Source organism: Novosphingobium sp. DS6-6, from assembly GCF_057784975.1.
In genome coordinates this window covers 388030-405350 of sequence record NZ_JBYNTS010000001.1, presented here as the reverse complement: position 1 = coordinate 405350, position 17321 = coordinate 388030, and the positions used below count along the sequence as shown (strand labels likewise).

Sequence of the window (17321 nt, the reverse complement as noted above, 5' to 3'; positions counted from 1 at the left end):
CGCCTGCAGCCCGTCCGCACCCGATGCGGGAAATTCCGCCACTCCGAGCGCCACGTCCGCACTGCCCGGTGCTGACAGCATGGCTTCTGCCGATTCCGGCCCGGGCGAGGCTGCCAGCATGCACGACGATCGCCCGCGCCCGGAAATGCAGATGCAGGTCGTGCTTGAGCGCGCGGGCTTTGCGCCGGGCGTGATCGACGGCGCGCTTAACGAAGCAACGCGCAACGCCCTGCGCGCCTTTCAGCAGGCCCACGATCTTTCGCCGACAGGCGCGGTCGATGATGCCACGCGCGCGATCCTGGCACGCCACAGCAACATCCCCGCCACCCGCGTGGTGACCGTTCCCGCCAGCTTTGCCGCCGGGCCTTTTGCCCCGTTGCCGCGCGATCCCGCGGCACAGGCCAGGCTGCCCGCGCTCGGCTATGCCTCGCTCGATGAAAAGCTGGCCGAACGGTTTCACACCACCCCGGCGGTGCTTCACGCGCTCAACCCCGGCGCGCCGCCTTTTGCCGCCGGGGCAAAGCTGCGGGTGCCCAACGTCGGCGCCGACGCGATCGATCCGACAGCGGCATCCGACGCCACCTGGCGGCAGACCCTGGCAGACCTTGGCGTCGGTACCGATCAACCACAGGCCGCCCGCGTCGTCGTCAGCCGCGAGGCGGGCACGCTTTCGGTCTATGACAAGCAGGACAAGCTCGTCGCGCTGTTCACCGTCACCACCGGATCGCAGCGCGACCCGCTGCCGCTGGGCAAATGGAAAATCCTCGGCATCGACCGCAATCCCGATTTTCACTACAATCCCAAGTTGTTCTGGGACGTTTCGGATGCCAAGCCTAAAGTGCTGCTGCCACCCGGCCCCAACAGCCCGGTGGGGGTTGTGTGGATCGACCTGTCCAAACCGCATTACGGCATCCACGGTACGCCCGAGCCAGAGGCCATCGGCAAAAGCGAAAGCCATGGCTGCGTGCGGTTGACCAACTGGAATGCCGCGCGCCTGGCGCAGATGGTCGGCCAGGAGACCCGCGTCGAATTCGTTGCCTGATCTTTCCTTCGCCGTCTGCCCGTGCCAAACCCGCCCGCGAACAGCGGAAGGATGAACGGATCGTGGCAGACGGGTTGAGCCCCAGGGAACTGACGACCAGGGAACTGACAATACGCGGCGTGGCACTGGGCGCGGCCCTGACCGTGATCTTTACCGCGGCGAACGTCTATCTGGGGCTGCGCATCGGCTTGACCTTTGCCACGTCCATCCCCGCGGCGGTGATTTCCATGGCGATCCTGCGCATGCTGCCGGGATCGACCATTCAGGAAAACAACATCGTCCAAACCATCGCGAGTTCGGCCGGCACGCTTTCGGCCATCGTCTTCGTTCTGCCCGGCCTCGTCATGGTCGGGTGGTGGAGCGGGTTTCCCTATTGGCAATCGGTGGCGGTCATCGCCATCGGCGGGGTGCTGGGCGTGATGTATTCCGTGCCGCTGCGCCGCGCGCTGGTGACCGGATCGGGCTTGCCTTATCCCGAAGGCGTCGCTGCTGCCGAAGTGCTGAAAGTTGGCGCGGGCGAGGGTGGAAAGGAAGAGAACCGGCGCGGCCTTGCCGCCGTTGCCACGGGCACGGGGCTTTCCGTCGCTTATCCGCTGCTGGCCAAGCTGGGGCTTGTGGCCGAAGAGGCCGGCGGCGTTTTCCGCTTTGCCGGCGGGGCCACCATGGCGGGTGGCGGTCTTTCACTGGCCTTGGTCGGCGTCGGCCATCTTGTCGGCCTGGCCGTGGGTCTGGCGATCCTGGTCGGCGTGATCATCGGTTTCGGCGTGCTGCTGCCGATCTACACCGCCGGTGGCCCGCCCGCGGGCACCGATCTTGCCGATTTCGTTTCCGCGGTGTTCCGCAGCAGGATCCGCTTCATCGGTGCGGGCACGATCGGTGTCGCCGCGATCTGGACTTTGCTGCGCGTCATCGGGCCGATCATGCGCGGTATTGCCGGCGCGCTTGCCGCCAGCCGCGCCCGCGCGGCCGATGGCTATGCCGGATTGGCACTGACCGAGCGCGACCTGCCCATCGGGTTCGTGGGTGGCGCCATTCTGGTCCTGATGGTGCCGATCGCCTTGCTCCTGGCTGATTTTGCCGCCGGTAGCCCGATCGCGGCCCATCTTGGCACCACGCTGGCGGCGGCGGTGGTCTATGTTCTGGTGGCAGGTGTCTTCATTGCCTCGGTCTGCGGCTATATGGCCGGGTTGATCGGCGCATCGAACAGCCCGATTTCGGGCGTGGGCATTCTTGCCGCGCTGGGCATTGCGCTTGTCCTGCTCGCGCTGTTCGGCCACGTGACCGATCCCGCGGCGGGCAAGGCGCTGGTGGCCTTCGCCCTGTTCGTGACCGCGCTGGTCTTTGGCGTGGCGACCATTTCAAACGACAATCTTCAGGATCTCAAAACCGGCGAGCTCGTCGGCGCCACGCCGTGGCGGCAGCAGGTGGCGCTGGTGCTGGGCGTGCTGTTCGGGGCCATGGTAATCCCGCCGATCCTGACACTGCTTAACGGTACATTCGGCTTTGCCGGGGCACCGGGCGCTAGCCCCGATGCATTGGCCGCGCCGCAGGCCGCGTTGATCTCCGCGATCATCCAGGGCGTGCTGGGCCAGGGGCTGGACTGGAACCTCATCGCCCTGGGCGCTGCGATCGGCGTGGGCGCCATCGCCCTGGACGAAGCGCTGCGCGCCACTGGCAAGGGGGCGCTGCCGCCGCTTGCCGTGGGCATGGGCATGTATCTGCCGATGCCCACCACGCTGCCGGTGGTGGCCGGAGCGGTGCTGGGGCATCTCTACAACCGCTGGGCCCTGCGCCAGCGCGACCCGGCCTTGGCAGAGCGCATGGGCGTGCTGACCGCGACGGGTCTGATCGTGGGTGACGGGCTGTTCAACATCGCTTTTGCCGCGATGGTGGCCGGCAGCGGCAAGGCCGACGTCATGGCCGTGATCGCGGGCAACCCCTGGGCCATGCCCATGGGCCTGGCGCTGTTCGGCGCGCTGGTCGCTTTCGCCTATGCCCGCATGGCGCGCGGCGCCAGGGCCTAGCGCGTCCTGGCCGTGAGGTCCCGTCAGTTCGCGTCGTCAGCGTCGGCCTGCGGCACGTCGGCAGAACCGCCGCGCACCGCGCCCTTGCGGGTGCAGCGCAGGCCGGTGCGCGAACCGCGGGCATCGCGTTCCAGAACCGTGTTCGCCCCTTGCGCTTCGTAACGGCGGCCGTTCAGCGGGCCGGAGGTAAACCCCATGGCATTGCCCAGCAGCAGATAGGTGCCGCCGCCCGTGTCGTCGAGCGTGCGATAGCTGGAATCCGGCATGATGCGAAAGCCCTGGCCAGGCGCCGGCCGGGGCTCTGCCGCGGCATTACCCGGGTATTCGCAGGTCCACATGCCATTGTGCAGGGTCGCTAGATCGCCCCCGGGCACGGCCCGCGCCGCGGATGCCGTCAACGTCAGGGAAAGGCCCGCCAGAAGGATGGGGAACGCGCGCATGGCAATCGCCTAGCATGCAACAGCGGCTTGAAGCAATCGGCCGCCTCGGCTAAGGCGCGGCCTTTCCTACAGCGGTCAGGGCTCTTTCCATCATGAAGATCAGCGGCGTGGACATTCGTCCGGGCAATATCCTGGAATACGAAAACGGCATCTGGAAGGTCGCCAAGACCCAGCATACCCAGCCCGGCAAGGGCGGCGCGTTCATGCAGGTCGAAATGAAGAACCTGATCGACGGCCGCAAGACCAACGTCCGCTTTCGCAGCGCCGATACGGTCGAGCGCGTGCGCCTCGATACCAAGGATTTTCAGTTCCTTTATGCCGAAGGCGAGGATCTGGTGTTCATGGATGTCGAAACCTATGATCAGATCACCCTGCCGCGGGATCTTCTCGGCGATGCCGCCGCCTTCCTGCAGGACGGCATGACCGTCCTGCTCGAAATGTACGACGAACGCCCGATCTCGGTGGAATTGCCCGAAACCGTCGAAGCCACGATCGTCGAAGCCGACGCCGTGGTCAAAGGCCAGACCGCTTCGTCGTCCTACAAGCCCGCCGTGCTCGACAATGGCGTGCGCATCCTGGTGCCGCCGCATATCGAAAGCGGCACGCGCATCGTCGTGGACGTTTACGAACGCTCCTACGTCGGCAAGGCGGGCTGATCCCATGGCGATTTCCGGTCTCGTCCGGGTCATGGAACGTGCCGCCCGCAAGGCTGGCACGCGCCTGCGCCGGGATTTCGGCGAAGTGGAACACCTTCAGGTCAGCCGCAAGGGACCGGCCGATTTCGTCTCCAAGGCCGACAAGGCCTCGGAGCGCACGATTTTCGAAGAATTGCGCGCCGCCCGGCCCGATTGGGGCTTCGTGATGGAAGAGGAAGGCGTGGTCGAAGGCGATCCCGCCAAGCCACGCTGGATCATCGATCCGCTCGATGGCACCACCAATTTCCTGCATGGCATTCCACATTTCGCGATTTCCATCGCGGTGCAGGAGCCCGCGCTCGACAGTTCGGGCTGGGGCGACGTCATCGCCGGCATCGTCTATCAACCGATGACCGACGAAAGCTTCTGGGCCGAAAAAACCCGGGGCGCCTGGCTTCAGGACCGGCGCCTGCGGGTATCCGCGCGGCGCAGCCTCGACGAGGCGGTCATCGCCACGGGCATTCCCTTTCTCGGCTATGGCGACAAGGGCGAATGGACGCGCATCTATGACGAGATCGGGCCACGCGTTGCCGGCATTCGCCGCTTCGGCTCGGCCGCGCTCGATCTCGCCTGGGTGGCGGCGGGCCGCTATGACGGCTTCTGGGAAAGCAATCTCAAATCGTGGGACACGGCCGCCGGTTGCCTGCTGGTGCGCGAAGCCGGGGGCTTCGTGTCCGACTATCGCGGGCGTTCGCAGCCGATCTGCGACGCAACCGTGCTGGCCGCCAACGATGCCCTGCATTCCAAGCTTCACAAGCTGGTGGCCACGGCTATCAAAGGCTGACCGGGCCGGCAATCGCCGGTTGAACCTTTCTGCCGGGGCGGCTAAAGCGCCCCGGCAAACCGCAGTGCCCCTGTGGTGGAATGGTAGACGCGACCGACTCAAAATCGGTTGTCGAAAGACGTGCCCGTTCGAGTCGGGCCAGGGGCACCATTTTCACCGCCGCGCCGTGCTGGTTTCGTCGTGCTGGTTTCGCCGTGCTGACTTCGCCATGCTGGCTTCGATCGCGGGTTGAACGATGCCCCATTCCAGCTCTTCTCCTTCGCGCCGCGGTCTGTCCCACATGCTGACGGTGTTCGCGATCAAGGCCATGGTGCGCTTTCGCCGCCTGCTGCGCGAGCGTGAGGCAGCGTTCATTGCGCTGGCGGCACTGGCAGGCGTGCTGGCCGGGCTTTCGACCAACCTGCTCGGTTTCCTGGCCCACGCCTTGCAGCAGGTGTTCTACGGCCTGGAAGGCAACCGGCTGAGCGCGCTGGCGGAAATCCGCCACCCTTGGCGGTTGCTGGCGCTGCCGTCGGGCGGGCTGGCACTTGCGCTATGGGCACGCTGGCTGCGCCGCCGCAATCGTCCGCTGATCGACGTGGTCGAGGCCAACGCCCTGCATGGCGGCCGCATTCCTCCGACCGACAATCTGATCATTGCCGGGCAGACGGTCCTCTCCAACGGGGTCGGCGCCTCGGTCGGGCTCGAGGCCGCCTATGCCCAGATGGGCGGAGGAATGGCTTCGATCCTGGGCCAGGCGATGAAGCTGCGCCGCAACGATCTGCGCACGCTCGTAGGGGCAGGAGCCGGTGCGGCGGTGGGCGCCGCGTTCAATGCGCCGCTCGCCGGTGCATTCTATGCGTTCGAAATCGTGATCGGGTCGTTCGTGCCCGGGGCGGTGGCGCCGGTCATCGCGGCGGCGCTCGCTGCGGCGGGCATGTCGCGCCTGATGGGCAGCGAGCCCTGGCTCATTGCCACCACGGCCGCGGGTCGCACGCTGACCTTCGAACAGTACCTGGCCTTCGGCGTCCTGGGCCTGGCGGCAGCGGTCGTGGGCATCGTCGTGATGCGGCTGGTCACCGCGGCGGAGCTCGTTCTGGCAAAATTCAGGTGGCTTGCCCGCTGGCGCCCCGTGCTCGGCGGCTTTCTGCTGATCCCTCTTGCGCTTGTGACGCCGCAATCGCTTTCCGCCGGCCACGGGGCCTTGCATCTCAACCTGGCCTTGCGGCCGGGTCTCGATTTCCTGGGCATCGTGCTGCTGGCGAAGATCGCCGCCTGCGTCGTGGCGTTGTCCACCGGGTTTCGCGGCGGCCTGTTTTTCGCCTCGCTGTTCCTGGGTTCGGTAGTGGGCCAGGTGTTCTCGATCGTGGCGCGTCAGCTGATGCCGGGGCTGGACATCGATCCTACCGACGCCGCGCTGGTCGGCATGGCCGCGCTCAGCGTGTCGATCGTCGGCGGGCCGATGACATTGGCCATGCTGATGCTGGAAATCACGCACGATTTCGCGTTGATGGGCGTAGTGCTCACGGCCGCGCTGATATCCGGCACGCTTACGCGCGAAGTGTTCGGCTATTCGTTCTCCACCTGGCGTCTGCATGTGCGCGGCAGCAACATTCGCGGCCCGCGCGATATCGGCTGGATGCTCAATCTTTCGGCCGGGCGCATCATGCGGCGCGATTGGGTGGCCATGCCCGAAGACCTGACCGTCGCCGAGTTCCGCCTGCGCATGCCGCTTGGCGCAGGAAGCAAGGCCATTCTGGTTGATGACCATGGCCACTATCGCGGCATCATGGCAACGTCAGCCGCCTATCGTCCCGACCTCGCGCCCGAAACGCGGCTCCATGCCCTGGCCGGGCTTGCCGAGGTGACGCTTTCACCCGCGTCCGACATCAAGGCCATTCTGGCCCTGTTCGATGAATATGCCGCCGACGAGATTGCCGTGGTCGACGGCCTGGGCACGGTCCTGGGGGTGATCACCGAACGCCATGCCCGCCGCCGCTATCTCGAGGAAGTGGAAGCCGCGCAACGCTCCACGTTCAGCGAATAGGCGCCGCGTCCTGCAACAGGGCTCGCACCGCAGTCACGCGGGTCCGGCTGATCGGCAAGCGCGCGCCATCGGTCATCACCAGCAGGGCGCGCCGCTGCTCCATCACCACGGCGGCCATGGCCGCTCGCGCCACCCAATGTGACCGATGCACTTGCATCCCCGGTATGCATCCAAGTTCCTTCACTGCGTCGGCCAGGCGCAGCAAGAGCAGAGCCTTGCCCTGTCGGGTCTGCACTTCCACGTAATGGTCGCAGGCGCTGACCCGTACCAGATCCGTCCCCAGGCCGGGTGGCAGCCGGCGCAGCAGAGCCGGCTCTGACGTGTCTGTCATGGGCTCAGAGGCCGAACCATTCTGCCCCGAACGGTCCCCAGCGCGGCGATCACGGTCGGCGCGAAACAGGCCGACCACCATGGCAACCGCGATGACGATGATCGCATCACGGGCCAAGGGCCATGGGGCAAAAGCCCAGCCTGGCCAGGCCCCGGCAGCCAGGGCCGTGCAGGCGGCAATCGTCGCATGAACCAGTGGCGCGGCGATAGTGCCGGCCAGCGCCAGGCGGGGAAGCAACCCCAGCCTGGCCGGGCCCAGTTTGGCCGGAATGGCGCGCGCACCCACCACGATCGTCATCGTTCCGACCGCCGCGCTGGCAAGGTTACGGACCAGATGCTGGGCAAAACCGGCCACAAGCGCCGCATCGCTCTGGCCCGAGGCGGCCGTCAGGCTCGCGACGAGCGTAACCAGCACGACAAGCGCCAGGAAAGGCGGCGCTATCACCATCCGGTACCCTTGGCGAAGCGCCGGTTGTGCATCACGCCATTTCACGAACGCCTCAACACGTTTGCCGAATCTCCGTTAGCGCCGACTGCCCTTTCCAGATAGCCGATCGGCCGTTCTTGTCGTGCCGAAATGCGGAGATGCAAAGTCATGTCATACAGCGCGATGGCGATCGTTTCGCACACGCCGGTCTACGTCTGGTTCATCCTCGCGCTGGTGCTGCTGCGCGCCTGGCAGGCCACGCGCCCGCGCCGCAGCCGTATCTACGGGCCGCTCGTGCTGCCCGGCCTGATCGTGGCGCTAGGGCTGGCCGCATTGCTGGCAACGCGCGCTTCGGCAATGGAATGTGCCGTCTGGGCCGCAACGCTCCTCTCGGGCGCAATGCTGGGCGTCCGGCTGGGCCATGCCTTGCTGAAAGATGTGGAGGCCGGGCCGCCGGTGTGGCTGCATCTGCGCGGCAGCTGGATGATCTTCTGGCTGGTGATCGTGATCTTCTGCCTGCGCTATGGCATGGCGGTATTCGACGCGGCCGATCCAGCCGCGGCCCGGCTCCCGGCGCTGCGCCTGGTGGAAGCGGCAATACGAGGCAGCTTGTCGGGCATCGTTGCCGGCCGCGGGTTGGGCATCACCGTGGCCGCATGGCGGCGGCTGCGCTTGCTCAAAGGCCGCGAGGCGCCGCGCCGGTAAGGTCGCAATGGCGGCAAACGCGCTTGCGTTCCCGCTCTGTTCGCGTTAGCGCGAGCCATGGTCAAGCCCAAACGCCGCTATGTCTGCCAGGCCTGTGGCAGCGTCTCTTCGCGTTGGCAGGGGCAATGCCCCGATTGCGCGGAATGGAACACTCTGGCCGAAGAAGCGCCGCAAACGGTTTTTTCCGCCAGGCACGATCTTTCCAGCGGCGGCCGCGCGGTGCCGTTCGTTTCGCTCGACGCGCCCGTTGCCCTGCCGCAACGGCGCAGGACCGGGCTTGCCGAATTTGATCGTGCGCTGGGCGGGGGCCTGGTTCCCGGCTCGGCCATTCTGATGGGTGGCGATCCCGGGATCGGCAAATCCACGCTGCTGTTGCAGACCGCGGCCAGCATTGCCAAGGCCGGCGGTGGTGTCGTCTATATCAGCGGCGAAGAAGCGTCGGACCAGATCCGCTTGCGGGCCGATCGGCTGGGGCTCGGCGCGGCGCCGATCCGCCTGGCCTCCACCACGTCGGTGCGTGACATTCTCACCACGCTGGGCGGCATGGAAGCGCCGGCGCTGCTGGTGATCGATTCGATCCAGACGATGCATTCCGACCAGATCGAAGGCGCGCCCGGCACAGTGAGCCAGGTGCGTGGCTGCGCTTTCGAACTGATCCGCTATGCCAAGGAAAGCGGCGTCGCGCTCGTTCTGGTCGGCCATGTCACCAAGGACGGCGCGATCGCCGGGCCGCGCGTGCTCGAACACATGGTCGACGTGGTGATGAGCTTCGAGGGCGAGCGCAGCCATCAGTATCGCATCCTGCGCGCTATCAAGAACCGCTTCGGCGCCGTTGACGAGATCGGCGTGTTCGCGATGGCCGGTGCAGGGCTTGAGGAAGTGGGCAATCCGTCGCTGCTGTTTCTTTCCGGCCGGGAAGAGCAGGTGGCAGGCAGTGCCGTCTTTCCCGCCCTGGAAGGCACACGGCCGGTGCTGGTGGAAATCCAGGCGCTCACCGTGCGGCTGGCCAGCGGCGCCACCCCGCGCCGCGCCGTGGTCGGTTGGGACTCCGGGCGTCTGGCCATGCTGCTCGCCGTGCTCGAGGCGCGCTGCGGCCTCAGTTTTTCTTCTGCCGAAGTCTATCTCAACGTGGCCGGCGGTTATCGGCTGACCGATCCGGCGGCCGATCTTGCCGTCGCCGCCGCACTGGTTTCCGCCCTGGCAGACCGGCCGCTGGCCGCGGCCACCGCATGGTTCGGGGAAGTTTCGCTAGCAGGCGAGGTGCGCCCCGTCGCCCATGCCGGCTTGCGCCTGCGCGAGGCGGCAAAGCTTGGCTTTCGTCACGTCCACGGCCCCGACGGGGCGGCTGAAAAGGTGGACGGGCTACGCTATGCGCCGGTTCGCCTGCTCCCAAATCTCGTTGACCGGGTGATGAGCGGGGCCTAATTGCCCAGATCATGACCGGCTTCGATTACGTTGTCTTCCTGGTCGTCGCGGTCGGCGCGATCGGCGGTTTCTTTCGCGGTTTCGTGGAGGAAGTGCTCTCGCTCGCAGCCTGGTGCATCGTGCTTGCCGCCGTGCATTATGGCCTTGAACCTTTGACCGAGGTGATCAAGCCCTACCTCAAGACCGATACCGGCGCCGGGGTTCTGGCCTATGCCCTGCTGATGATCGTGCCTTGGGCGCTGACGCGGCTTCTGGCGCGCCGGCTGGGCGCGGCCAGCCGCGACTCGGTGCTTGGGCCGATTGACCGCCTGCTCGGCTTCGGCTTCGGCGCGGTCAAAGGCGCGGTACTGATGGTGCTGGGCTTCTCGCTCGTGGTCTTCGTCTATGACGTGGTCTGGGGTGTGAAGGGCCGCCCCGACTGGATCACCGAGGCGCGCACCTATCCTTTCCTCAATGCCGCAAGCGAGGAACTGGTCGCGATGATCGCCAAGCGCCGGGACGAGGCCGCAGATGCCGCCGATGCCGACGCAACCGATGCGCCCGCCGCGTCGAAGTCGTCCACCACCCGCAAACGGACCGGGCACCACAAGCGCGCTGCCACGGCGGACTGATCGTGTCCGCCGCCGTACTCTACACGCCCGAAGTGCTGGCAGCCGCCGTCGCCCTGGCCCAATGGCCGTGGGACGAAAGCCTGCCTTTCGTGGGAGAGGCGCGCTCGCGCGCCTGCGGCAGCACGTTGCGTCTCGGGCTTTCCCTCGATGATCATGGACGGATCGTGCGCTTGGGCCTGCGGCCCAGCGCCTGTGCCGTGGGCCAGGCCGCCGCCCAGGTTTTCGCGACCGCGGCAACGGGGCGCGATCGCGCCGATCTTGTCGCCGCGCGGGCCGCCATGGCCGCCTGGCTGGCGGGCGAGGGGGACGAGCCCGAATGGCCGGGCATCGGCCTGCTGCGCGCGGCCAGAAGCTATCCTGCCCGCCATGGGGCGATCATGCTTGCATGGGATGCCGCGCTGGTGGCGCTGGCGGAGCCTGCGAAGGCAGGCTAAGGCTAACCCCATAAAGCATCCGGGGGAACGTTTCGCGCCATGGACACCACCACGACAGAGCCGAACCCGGCCGATATCCGCCTGGTCATCGCCGCCAGTTGCGCAGGCACAGTGTTCGAATGGTACGATTTCTTCATCTACGGCACATTGGGGACAATCCTGTCCAAAGTGTTCTTCCCGACCGGGAACGCGACGCTAGAACTGCTGCTGTTCTGGCTGGTTTTCGCCGTGGGCTTTGGCTTTCGGCCGCTGGGCGCGGTGCTGTTCGGCTTTCTGGGTGACAGGCTAGGGCGCAAGTACACGTTCCTGGCCACGGTCGCGTTGATGGGCGTGGCAACGGCGGGTGTCGGTCTGGTGCCGTCCGCCGCGAGCATCGGCTATCTCGCCCCCACGATCGTCATTCTGCTGCGCGTGGCGCAGGGTCTGGCGCTGGGCGGCGAATATGGCGGCGCCGCCGTTTATGTAGCCGAACACTGCTCCCCCGCGCGGCGCGGTTTCTATACCAGTTTCATCCAGGCCGGGGTCGTCGGCGGCTTCATTCTCAGCCTCGTCGTGGTGCTGGCCTGCAAGGCGGCTTTCGGGCCAGAGCTGTGGGCGGCATGGGGCTGGCGCGTGCCGTTCGTGCTGAGCCTCGTGTTGCTGGGAATTTCGCTGTGGATGCGTTTCAAGCTTTCGGAAAGCCCGGTATTTCAGGCGATGAAGGCCGAAAACGAGCTCGCCGGCAATCCGCTGGTCGAAGCGTTCACCGCGCCCGGCAACCGCAAGCGCCTGTTCGTCGCGCTGTTCGGCATTGCCGCGGGGCTGACGGTGATCTGGTACACTGCCATGTTCAGCAGCCTCAATTTCCTCAAGACCGCGATGCGGATGGACGATATCGCCGCCGAAGTGATCATCGGCCTGGGTGCGCTGCTGGGCCTGGGCATGTTCCTGCTCTTCGGGCATCTTTCCGACAAGATCGGCCGCAAGGCGCCGATCGTCTGGGGCTATATCGGTACGCTGGTACTGCTCTTTCCGCTCTATTGGGCCATGGGCGCCTTCGCCAATCCGCACCTTGCCCGCCAGGCGCGCGAACTGCCTGTGGTCGTCGCCGGGCCGGACTGCCGCTTCGATGCCTTTGCCGCCGATCAGGCCAGCCCTTGCGCCAAGCTCTTGTCAGACCTTACCGCCACGGGCGTGTCCTATCGGCTTGAAAATGCACCCGCGCTCAGCCTGCACGCCGGCGCCGCGCGACTGCCGCTCGACGGCTATCCCTGGGCCGACAAGCAGGCCCGGGGCAAGGCCCTGGAAGCGCTTCTGGCCAAGGCCGGATACAAGCTGGAACGCATCAATCCGTCGCCGGGCCGCGCGGCGCTGGTCGTGCTGGTCCTGCTCGGGCTGATGGTCCTTTCGGGCGCTACCTATGGCCCCGTCGCCGCACTGCTCAGCGAGATGTTCCCGCCCCGCATCCGCTATTCGTCGCTGTCGATCCCCTATCACATCGGCACTGGCTATTTCGGCGGTTTCCTGCCGTTCATTTCGACGCTGATCATCGCCAAGACCGGCAACCCCTATGGTGGCCTGTGGTATACCTGGTGCGTTGTCCTCATGGCCTTGATCGTATGCATCTGGGGCCTCAAGGGTGGTCTTCCGCAAGACGAACCAGCCTGAGCAGATCGGCTTTTCCGTGTTCCAATCCGAAGGAAACGACCAAACGTTGTCCGTGTTCGCCCCAGCCGCCACCGCAGTTCCCGTCCCGCCGCCGGCGCTGCGGCTGGCGATCGACGCCCCGGCTCTGGCGGCCAACTGGGCTGCGCTCGACCGGTTGAGCGGCGCGGCAACGGCGGGCGCGGCAGTCAAGGCCGATGCCTATGGCCTGGGCGTCGCCAGTGTCGTGCCGGTTCTGGCCGCGGCCGGTTGTCGGGAATGGTTCGTGGCGCATTGGTCGGAAGTGCCCGATATGCTCGCTTACGCCGCACCCGAAACGGTGCACGTGCTGCACGGGCCGATGAATGCGCAAGAGGCCGCCTATGCGCGCGCCGTGGGCGTAACGCCGGTGCTCAATTCACTGGCGCAGGTGCAGCGCTGGCACGCCGCGGGGGGCGGGCGGTGCGATCTCATGGTCGATACCGGCATCAACCGGCTGGGTGTGCCGCTTGCCGATCTGGGCGATCCGGTGCTGCAGTCGCTCGATATCGATTGCTGCATGTCGCACCTTGCCAGTGCGGATCAGGACGTGGCGCAAAACGCACGGCAACTGGCGCGGTTCGCTGCCGTACGGACCCGCATTCCCGCGCGGCGATACAGCCTGGCCAACAGCGCGGGCATTGCCCTTGGCACCCCCTGGCATGCCGACCTGACGCGCCCGGGCATTGCGCTGTATGGCGGTGTTGTGCGCAGCGAACTTGCCGGTGTGATCGCGCCCGTCGCCCGGCCCCAATCGGCCGTGATCCAGCTTCGCCAGCTCGCACCCGGCGATCATGTCGGTTACAACGCCACGTTCACTGCCCATCGGCCGGTGAGGGCGGCCGTGCTGGCGCTTGGCTATGCCGATGGCTATCTTGTCGCCTGGTCCAACAAGGGGGCTTTCAGCTGGCACGGCGTGGCATTGCCGGTGATCGGGCGCGTCTCGATGGATATGACCATTGTGGACGCAACAAATGCGCCGAATCTGGCTGAGGGCGATTGGCTCGATCTCGAATACGATCTGCCGAAATCCTCTAAAATCAGCGGATTGTCCCAATATGAACTGCTTACCGTGCTCGGTCGGCGGTTTCAGCGCCAAACGAGCGGCCTGCCCACCGGTTAACCCATATTGCGCTGCACATACTGCGTCTGCTAATCTTCCGGATCATTCCCAGCGGGGTCCGATAACGATGGCAAATCAGGCTAAGGACGGCGATACCGTCATCATCAAGAAGTACGCCAACCGCCGGCTTTATAACACGCGGACGTCCAGCTACATCACGCTCGACCATCTTGCACAGATGGTTAAGGACAATGTCGAATTCAAAGTGATCGATGCCAAGAGCGGTGCCGATCTGACGCACTCCATTCTCACCCAGATCATCATGGAAGAGGAAGCGACGGGCGAGCAGATGCTGCCGACGAACTTCCTGCGCCAGCTTATCGCGATGTATGGCAATTCTATGCAGGCGCTGCTGCCTGGCTATCTCGAAGCGTCGATGGAGCATTTCCGGGAAAACCAGAACAAGCTGCGCAAGGCGATCGAGGAATCGATCGGCGCCAATCCGCTGGCCCAGATCGCTCAGCGCAACATGGAAATGTTCAAGGCGGCAGCGGCCGCTTTCGTGCCGGGCGCCACCCCGCGCGAGGACGAGAAGCCGGCCGGCGGGGAAAATGAGCTTTCCGAACTGCGCAGGCAGATGGCCGAAATGCAGAAGAAGCTCGACCAGCTCGGCAAGTGAGCGTGATTTTGCCGGCGCGCTTGCATTGGGGCGTTGCCCCGATCCATCGCACCGGCTAACCGGCAGGGCATGACCCAGCCCACCATCAAGCACGCGCTGCCGATCAAGCGCGACGAAGACTTTGCCCAGTGGTACCAGGTGTTGATCGCCGAGGCCGATCTTGCCGAGGAATCGGGTGTGCGCGGCTGCATGGTGATCAAGCCGTGGGGTTACGGCATCTGGGAACGCATCCAGAAACTGATGGACGCGCGCATCAAGGAAGCGGGCGTCGACAACTGCTATTTTCCGCTGTTCATCCCGCTGTCGTACTTCGCCCGGGAAGCCGATCACGTCGAGGGTTTTGCCAAGGAAATGGCGGTGGTCACCCATCATCGCCTGATTGCCGATCCCAAGGGTGGCCTCGTCCCCGATCCCGAAGCCAGGCTGGAGGAGCCGCTGGTCGTGCGCCCGACATCGGAAACCGTGATCGGCGCGGCAATGGCCCGCTGGGTGCAATCGTGGCGCGATCTGCCCCTGCTCACCAACCAGTGGGCCAACGTGGTGCGCTGGGAAATGCGCACCCGCATGTTCCTGCGCACCAGCGAATTCCTGTGGCAGGAAGGCCATACCGCCCATGCGGACGAGGCCGATGCCATGGCCGAAACCCTGCGCGCGCTGGAAATGTATCGCAGCTTTGCGCAAGACGTGCTGGCGCTGCCGGTGATTGCCGGTGCCAAGCCCGAGAACGAGCGTTTCCCCGGTGCGGTGGCCACTTATTCGATCGAAGCCATGATGCAGGACGGCAAAGCGCTTCAGGCCGGCACGTCGCATTACCTGGGCACGACCTTTTCGCGGGCAGCGGGCATCCGTTATCAGGATAGGGACGGCCAGCAGGCCTTGTGCCACACCACCTCGTGGGGGGTGTCCACCCGGCTGATCGGCGGCGTGATCATGACGCATGGCGATGACGATGGCCTGCGCACCCCGCCGCAGGTGGCGCCGCACCAGATCGTTATCCTGCCCATGCTGCGCGATAACGAGGGCGACGCAGCGCTGCTCGCCTATTGCGAAAGCCTGCGCAAGGCGCTGGCCGGGCAAAGCGCCTTCGACGAAAAGCTGCGCGTGCTGCTTGACAAGCGCCCCGGCAAGGCCACGGCAAAGCGTTGGGCCTGGGTCAAGAAAGGCGTGCCGCTGATCCTTGAAATCGGCGGCCGCGATGCGGAAAGCGGCCAGGTTTCGGCCCTGCGACGCGACCGTCTGTGGCGCGAGGACGGCAAGGTCGCGTTTGTCGCCCAGTCAAGCGAAGCGTTCGTGGCAGGCGCCGCGGCAGAACTCGAATCGATCCAGGCGGCCTTGTTCGCACAGGCCGCTGCCCGCCGCGATGCGCAGATCGAGCGCGGCGTGACCGGTCTTGATGGCCTTGCCGCCTATTTCGCCGAAGACCGCAAGTTTCCCGGCTGGGTCGAACTGGGCTGGTCGCGGCCGACCGGTCCAGCGCTCGATAAAGTGGTGGAACAGTTGAAAGCCTTGAAACTCACGATCCGCAACACGCCGCTCGATGCGCCGGCGCCAACCGGCACATGCCCGTTCACAGGGGACGCGGCGGTCGAGACCATTCTCATCGCGCGATCGTATTGAGCTCTGGCATCTCACGCCAGTTGGTTTAGCTTGCGCCGGATGATCCGCGCCTCGCTTGCCCTTCCGCTCATGCTTCTGGCCTTGCCGCTGCAGGCGCAGACGGTTTCGCCAGCCCGCCTGAAATCCGATGTCGAGGCTTTGGTGGGTTTCGGCACGCGCCATACGATGTCGTCCACCACCGATCCCCGGCGCGGCATCGGCGCGGCCCGCGCCTGGGCGCAGGCGCAGCTTAGCCAGACGAGCGTGGCTTGCGGCGGATGTCTGGATATCGCGTTGCCGGAAACCACCGTGACGGGCGAGCGCCTGCCCGTGCCGACCAAGATCGTCGATGTCGTGGCGATCCAGCGTGGCACCGACCGGCCCGACGAAGTGGTGATCGTGGCCGCGCATATCGACAGCCGCGTGTCCGACGTGATGAACGCCACGGCCGATGCGCCCGGCGCGAACGACGACGGTTCGGGTACCGCTCTCGTCCTCGAAGCCGCGCGCGTGCTTTCGCAACGCCGCTTTCCGACCACGATCGTCTATGCCGTGCTGAGCGGGGAAGAGCAGGGCCTTTATGGCGGCAAACTGCTGGCCGATTATGCCAAGGCCCGCGGCTGGACCGTGAAGGCCATGTTCAACAACGATATCGTCGGCAATTCCCGCGGATCGGACGGGCGTGTCGAAGACCGGCATGTGCGGGTTTTTTCCGAAGGGCCGCGCGGCGACGGCGATGCCGCCCTGACCAGCGCCCAGCGCGCCCTGGGCGGCGAGAACGACAGTCCGTCGCGCAATCTGTCGCGTTGGCTCGCCGGCCTGGCAGCGGCCGACCGTCAGGGGCTCGCCGTGCGCCAGGTCTGGCGGGCCGACCGCATGGGCCGTGGCGGCGATCATCTGCCCTTCGCGGCCATGGGCTATCCCGCCGTGCGCTTCAGTGTCGCCGTCGAGAATTACGATCGCCAGCATCAGGATCTGCGCACCGAGCAGGGTCGCGTTTTTGGCGACACGGCCGAAGCCATGGATTTCGGCTATCTCGCCAAAGTCACGCGGCTCAACGTGGCTGGGCTTGCCGCGCTGGCCAAGGCGCCCATGCCGCCAGCCGGCACGGTCAAGGCTGCGGTGCAGACCGATACCGAGGTTTCCTGGCAATACGTGCCCGGCGCAGTCCGCTATGCCCTGTGGCAGCGGGCCACCGATGCGCCAGGCTGGCCTGCCCGCCCGGTGCTGGAAACCACGCAGACCCGCGTGATACTGCCGGGCGTACGGGGTGACGACTGGTTTTTCGGCGTAAGTGCCATTGCCGCAGACGGCAGCGCCAGCCCGGTGGCCTCGGCCCTGCCGGGTGGCGCTTTCCTGCCAGTTTCGCGGAAGTGAA

16 protein-coding genes and 1 tRNA gene are annotated in these 17321 nt (G+C 66.1%); 15 read left to right on the top strand and 2 right to left on the bottom strand.

Annotated features, from left to right (window positions below):
• Nucleotides 1-79 precede the first annotated feature (79 nt).
• Both AC3EDY_RS01855 and AC3EDY_RS01850 read left to right on the top strand, forming a co-directional pair.
• On the top strand, nucleotides 80-1042 hold the full coding sequence (locus AC3EDY_RS01855) for a L,D-transpeptidase family protein (protein ID WP_488570737.1): 963 nt from the start codon (nucleotides 80-82) through the stop codon (nucleotides 1040-1042).
• A 62-nt stretch (nucleotides 1043-1104) separates the two neighbouring features.
• Complete coding sequence (locus AC3EDY_RS01850) at nucleotides 1105-3066, top strand: OPT family oligopeptide transporter (protein WP_488570736.1); 1962 nt, start codon at nucleotides 1105-1107, stop codon at nucleotides 3064-3066.
• Nucleotides 3067-3089: 23 nt separating this feature from the next.
• Here AC3EDY_RS01850 and AC3EDY_RS01845 read toward each other — a convergent pair whose 3' ends face one another.
• Nucleotides 3090-3506 carry a hypothetical protein gene (locus AC3EDY_RS01845; protein WP_488570735.1) on the bottom strand — a complete coding sequence of 139 codons (417 nt, stop codon included), beginning with the start codon at nucleotides 3504-3506 and terminating at the stop codon, nucleotides 3090-3092.
• Between the two features lie 92 nt (nucleotides 3507-3598).
• Here AC3EDY_RS01845 and efp point away from each other — a divergent pair, with 92 nt between their 5' ends.
• From efp to AC3EDY_RS01825, 4 genes are all read left to right on the top strand, one after another.
• Complete coding sequence (efp, locus tag AC3EDY_RS01840) at nucleotides 3599-4162, top strand: elongation factor P (RefSeq protein WP_488570734.1); 564 nt, start codon at nucleotides 3599-3601, stop codon at nucleotides 4160-4162.
• A gap of 4 nt (nucleotides 4163-4166) precedes the next feature.
• The gene (locus tag AC3EDY_RS01835; protein ID WP_488570733.1) at nucleotides 4167-4985 is read left to right on the top strand and encodes an inositol monophosphatase family protein; all 819 of its coding nucleotides are present in this window, start codon (nucleotides 4167-4169) and stop codon (nucleotides 4983-4985) included.
• Nucleotides 4986-5051: 66 nt separating this feature from the next.
• Nucleotides 5052-5135 (top strand) — tRNA-Leu (locus AC3EDY_RS01830).
• 130 nt (nucleotides 5136-5265) lie between these two features.
• A complete protein-coding gene (locus tag AC3EDY_RS01825; RefSeq protein ID WP_488570732.1) occupies nucleotides 5266-7011 on the top strand; it encodes a chloride channel protein in 1746 nt (581 codons plus the stop codon).
• On the opposite strand, the gene AC3EDY_RS01820 is transcribed toward AC3EDY_RS01825, so the two are convergent.
• Nucleotides 7001-7789, bottom strand: coding sequence for a LytTR family DNA-binding domain-containing protein (locus tag AC3EDY_RS01820; RefSeq protein ID WP_488570731.1), 789 nt, complete (start codon nucleotides 7787-7789; stop codon nucleotides 7001-7003). The two genes, AC3EDY_RS01825 and AC3EDY_RS01820, sit on opposite strands and share 11 nt — an antisense overlap.
• 147 nt (nucleotides 7790-7936) lie before the next feature.
• On the opposite strand from AC3EDY_RS01820, the gene AC3EDY_RS01815 reads away from it, so the two are divergent.
• The 9 genes from AC3EDY_RS01815 (at nucleotide 7937) to AC3EDY_RS01775 (ending at nucleotide 17320) form a co-directional block, all read left to right on the top strand.
• On the top strand, nucleotides 7937-8473 hold the full coding sequence (locus AC3EDY_RS01815) for a hypothetical protein (RefSeq protein ID WP_488570730.1): 537 nt from the start codon (nucleotides 7937-7939) through the stop codon (nucleotides 8471-8473).
• Nucleotides 8474-8530: 57 nt separating this feature from the next.
• Nucleotides 8531-9898 carry a DNA repair protein RadA gene (gene radA / locus AC3EDY_RS01810; RefSeq protein WP_488570729.1) on the top strand — a complete coding sequence of 456 codons (1368 nt, stop codon included), beginning with the start codon at nucleotides 8531-8533 and terminating at the stop codon, nucleotides 9896-9898.
• 11 nt (nucleotides 9899-9909) lie between these two features.
• A complete protein-coding gene (locus AC3EDY_RS01805; protein WP_488570728.1) occupies nucleotides 9910-10509 on the top strand; it encodes a CvpA family protein in 600 nt (199 codons plus the stop codon).
• 2 nt (nucleotides 10510-10511) lie between these two features.
• Nucleotides 10512-10943, top strand: coding sequence for an iron-sulfur cluster assembly scaffold protein (locus AC3EDY_RS01800; protein ID WP_488570727.1), 432 nt, complete (start codon nucleotides 10512-10514; stop codon nucleotides 10941-10943).
• Between the two features lie 39 nt (nucleotides 10944-10982).
• Nucleotides 10983-12590, top strand: coding sequence for an MFS transporter (locus tag AC3EDY_RS01795; protein WP_488570726.1), 1608 nt, complete (start codon nucleotides 10983-10985; stop codon nucleotides 12588-12590).
• A gap of 52 nt (nucleotides 12591-12642) precedes the next feature.
• The gene (locus AC3EDY_RS01790) at nucleotides 12643-13728 is read left to right on the top strand and encodes an alanine racemase (protein WP_488570851.1); all 1086 of its coding nucleotides are present in this window, start codon (nucleotides 12643-12645) and stop codon (nucleotides 13726-13728) included.
• A gap of 67 nt (nucleotides 13729-13795) precedes the next feature.
• A complete protein-coding gene (phaR, locus tag AC3EDY_RS01785) occupies nucleotides 13796-14347 on the top strand; it encodes a polyhydroxyalkanoate synthesis repressor PhaR (RefSeq protein ID WP_488570725.1) in 552 nt (183 codons plus the stop codon).
• 69 nt (nucleotides 14348-14416) lie between these two features.
• On the top strand, nucleotides 14417-15964 hold the full coding sequence (locus AC3EDY_RS01780; protein ID WP_488570724.1) for an aminoacyl--tRNA ligase-related protein: 1548 nt from the start codon (nucleotides 14417-14419) through the stop codon (nucleotides 15962-15964).
• Between the two features lie 39 nt (nucleotides 15965-16003).
• On the top strand, nucleotides 16004-17320 hold the full coding sequence (locus AC3EDY_RS01775; RefSeq protein WP_488570850.1) for a M28 family peptidase: 1317 nt from the start codon (nucleotides 16004-16006) through the stop codon (nucleotides 17318-17320).
• Nucleotide 17321 lies beyond the last annotated feature (1 nt).

Coding starts and splice junctions, on each gene's coding strand:
- AC3EDY_RS01835 (WP_488570733.1), top strand. CDS start 4,167: ATGGCGATTTCCGGTCTCGTCCGGGTCATGGAACGTGCCGCCCGCAAG.
- AC3EDY_RS01845 (WP_488570735.1), bottom strand. CDS start 3,506: ATGCGCGCGTTCCCCATCCTTCTGGCGGGCCTTTCCCTGACGTTGACG.
- AC3EDY_RS01815 (WP_488570730.1), top strand. CDS start 7,937: ATGTCATACAGCGCGATGGCGATCGTTTCGCACACGCCGGTCTACGTC.
- AC3EDY_RS01780 (WP_488570724.1), top strand. CDS start 14,417: ATGACCCAGCCCACCATCAAGCACGCGCTGCCGATCAAGCGCGACGAA.
- AC3EDY_RS01820 (WP_488570731.1), bottom strand. CDS start 7,789: ATGGTGATAGCGCCGCCTTTCCTGGCGCTTGTCGTGCTGGTTACGCTC.
- AC3EDY_RS01805 (WP_488570728.1), top strand. CDS start 9,910: ATGACCGGCTTCGATTACGTTGTCTTCCTGGTCGTCGCGGTCGGCGCG.
- AC3EDY_RS01825 (WP_488570732.1), top strand. CDS start 5,266: ATGCTGACGGTGTTCGCGATCAAGGCCATGGTGCGCTTTCGCCGCCTG.
- AC3EDY_RS01855 (WP_488570737.1), top strand. CDS start 80: ATGGCTTCTGCCGATTCCGGCCCGGGCGAGGCTGCCAGCATGCACGAC.
- AC3EDY_RS01795 (WP_488570726.1), top strand. CDS start 10,983: ATGGACACCACCACGACAGAGCCGAACCCGGCCGATATCCGCCTGGTC.
- efp (WP_488570734.1), top strand. CDS start 3,599: ATGAAGATCAGCGGCGTGGACATTCGTCCGGGCAATATCCTGGAATAC.
- radA (WP_488570729.1), top strand. CDS start 8,531: ATGGTCAAGCCCAAACGCCGCTATGTCTGCCAGGCCTGTGGCAGCGTC.
- phaR (WP_488570725.1), top strand. CDS start 13,796: ATGGCAAATCAGGCTAAGGACGGCGATACCGTCATCATCAAGAAGTAC.
- AC3EDY_RS01775 (WP_488570850.1), top strand. CDS start 16,004: ATGATCCGCGCCTCGCTTGCCCTTCCGCTCATGCTTCTGGCCTTGCCG.